This is a genomic window from Halobacillus sp. (assembly GCF_049282395.1).
Taxonomy (GTDB): domain Bacteria; phylum Bacillota; class Bacilli; order Bacillales; family Halobacillaceae; genus Halobacillus.
In genome coordinates, this window is sequence record NZ_JBAPTY010000305.1 from 1 (window position 1) to 3,017 (window position 3,017).

At 46.7% G+C, this 3,017-nt stretch carries 3 protein-coding genes; 2 read left to right on the forward strand and 1 reads right to left on the reverse strand.

Going from position 1 to position 3,017, the window contains the following annotated elements:
• The coding region (locus WAM07_RS13160) for an Lrp/AsnC family transcriptional regulator (protein WP_422167524.1) at nucleotides 1–256 on the forward strand (256 nt) is incomplete at its 5' end.
• Nucleotides 253–1,440, forward strand: coding sequence for an aminotransferase (locus WAM07_RS13165; protein WP_422167526.1), 1,188 nt, complete (start codon nucleotides 253–255; stop codon nucleotides 1,438–1,440). The genes WAM07_RS13160 and WAM07_RS13165, both read left to right, overlap by 4 nt.
• A gap of 50 nt (nucleotides 1,441–1,490) precedes the next feature.
• Here the strand turns inward: WAM07_RS13165 and WAM07_RS13170 are convergent.
• On the reverse strand, nucleotides 1,491–3,017 hold a 1,527-nt coding region (locus tag WAM07_RS13170), incomplete at its 5' end, for an NlpC/P60 family protein (protein ID WP_422167528.1).

Genomic DNA, 3,017 nt, shown 5'->3' on the forward strand with positions numbered 1-3,017 from the left:
TGATAAAGTGGCCGAGCGTATTTATCGTTTTCCTGAGGTGAAAGCGGTGTATTTAATGTCAGGGGCCTATGATTTGTCCGTAACGGTTAATGGAAAGACGATGATGGATATCGGTAAGTTCATTTCCGAGAAGCTCTCGGCACTTGATTCCGTTCTATCCACCACTACCCATTTTGTCCTGAAAAGATACAAGCACGACGGCTTTATTCTGGAAGACGATGATGAAGATGATAAAAGAATAGTGGTATCTCCATGAGTAAAAAGTCGTTCGTATCGAAGCATGTGGAGAATCTGAAACCATCGGGGATCCGCCGTTTTTTTGATGTCGCCGCCCAAATGGAGGATGTCATTTCCCTGGGAGTCGGCGAGCCGGACTTCGTGACCCCATGGAACTTTATCGAGCAAAGCTTCCATTCGCTTGAGCAAGGGTATACATCCTACACGGAAAATGCAGGTATGATCGAACTGCGAAAAGAAATCAGCACATACCTTAATGGGAATTTCCAGTTGGACTATGACCCTGCCGAACAGGTGATTGTGACGGTAGGTGCAAGTCAAGCCATTGATCTTGCTTTGAGGGCGGTGGTCGAGCCTGGCGATGAAGTCATCGTGGTCGAACCAAGCTTTGTGGCTTATGTTCCTACCGTTAGTCTTGCAGGGGGCACGCCTGTCACTATCCAGGCTGATGCTGATAATGAATTTAAACTCACCGCTGAAGCCATTGAAGAAGCAGTTACCCCAAAAACGAAAGCAATCATGCTCTGCAACCCTAACAATCCTACTGGCACCTTTTTAACGAAAGAGGAACTTGAACCTATTGCTGAGGTGATTGAGAAGCACGATTTAGTGGCGCTGTCAGATGAAATATACGCTGAACTTACTTATGACGCTTCCTATACCAGTTTCCCTTCGCTTGCCGGGATGAAAGAGCGGACCATTCTGATCAGTGGTTTTTCTAAAGCATTCGCGATGACTGGCTGGCGCCTCGGCTATGCGGCAGGTCCACCCGATTTAATTGCAGCCATGGTAAAAATTCATCAATATACAATGATGTGCGCACCGACAATGGCTCAGCACGCGGCGCTTGAAGCGATGAAAAACGGTCGCCCGAGTGTGCGGGATATGTTTGAAAGCTATAAGCAGCGACGAAACTTTATCGTAACGAGCTTAAATGAAATGGGACTCGACTGTCCGAACCCCGGCGGCGCTTTCTATGCTTTCCCTTCCATTAAAGCTACCGGATTATCCTCCGCTGAATTTGCCGAGCAACTGCTTCACGAAGAACAGGTTGCTGTCGTTCCTGGTGATGTCTTCGGTGAAAGTGGAGAAGGCTATATCCGCTGCTCCTATGCCACTTCACTGAAACAATTGGATAAGGCAATGGACCGCATGAAACGCTTTGTAGAAAGCCGGACTCCGAAAACGGTAAGTCAGACATAAATAACAATGACAAAAACCACCTCCCCGTCGCTCAGGGAGGTGGTTTTGTTTTAGTTCACAGGATCTTCCGGGTATTCTGGTGGATCTTCTGGATCCTCCGGAGGATTCTCGGGATCTTCCGGCTCTTCAGGTTCCGGTACATCATCGTAATTTTCCTTAGTTACACGTTTCGCACCTACGTATTTCGGGCCCCAGAAGCTGCTCGTCACTAAGTTTGTCACCGTAACTCCTTTCGATACTGTAACATGAACAATCTGTCCATTGCCTACATAGATCGTCGGGTTCATATAATTCGCTTCCAGGAAGACGATGTCTCCGGGCTGCAAGTCTTCTCTCGCGACGTCGTCCCCGATTTCCATCTGAGCATAGCCATCGGCTGGAAGCTCAATTCCTTCCGCTTCCATAAATACATATTGAACAAATTCAGCCGCTCCGAAGCCTTCTGGAGTTGCACCGCCGGCTTGATAAGGAGATTCACCTATGTATTTCGTTGCTTCTGACACGACCGGATCTTCTTCCGGAATTCGTAAATTCTCGAATCGTTTGACCCCGGTAAATTTCTTCTGCCAATAGGAAGAGCTCAGCGAAGCAATGCTGATGCCGTAGGTTCTCGAAGAGTGGATGATTTTACCGTTTCCTACGTAAATACCATTATGCGAGATTCCTTCCCGGTATGTATTACTGAAAAATACAACATCCCCTACTTGAATGTCTTCAAGAGCTACATCCTGTCCTACATCCCACTGCCGATCCGTGGACCGGGGAAGGAATAGACCTTTTGCTTCTTCATAGACACGTCTCGTAAAAGCGGAGCAGTCAAATCCTTCTGTCGTTTCCCCGCCGAATAAATAGGGAATACCGAGATAAGGCAGCGCCGCAGCAACGTATTCATTCTCAAGCGCGATGTCTTTTGGATAGATTAATTCATAGTCCAAGCGGTCTTCATACGTTTCCCCTTTATAAGTGAAGGTTCTCGTATTTTCCCCTTGTTCAAGAGGCTGATCCAGATGAATGACAGCTGTTTCCTCATTGTTAAAGGTTGCCGAGATTTGATAGGCACTGATCGCCACCGCTTCCTCAAGCTCAAGGAACAAATCACCATATCCATACTCGGTATTATAGGATAGCAAGGCAAAATCACCACGGATCATAGGCTCATTGGGCTCAAACGTAGTGGCAGAGGTACCTGAGATCAGCCCATGTGAATATAAGACGCGAAGATAGTCGGTATACCAGGCCTGGTTATTCACATCTTCAAAAGGTAATGCATTCACTTCCTGCATTTCCAAATTGTATCCCTCTACGATGATTTTGGATAACTCTGCCCGGGTAATATCCTCATTGGTGCCAAATAAACCATCGCCGTTTCCTACAATGATTCCTGCATCGTATAAAGCATTGACTGCTCCTGAATACCATTCTCCCTGCTTCACATCCGTAAACGGAGCAGGAGGAGCATTTTCCGTATCTAAGTTTAATAGCCGGGTAATCATAAGTGCCGCTTCTGCCCTGGTAATTTCGGATCGATATTTAAATTCTCCATCCGTATAGCCCTGAACAATTTCTTTATCTGCAAG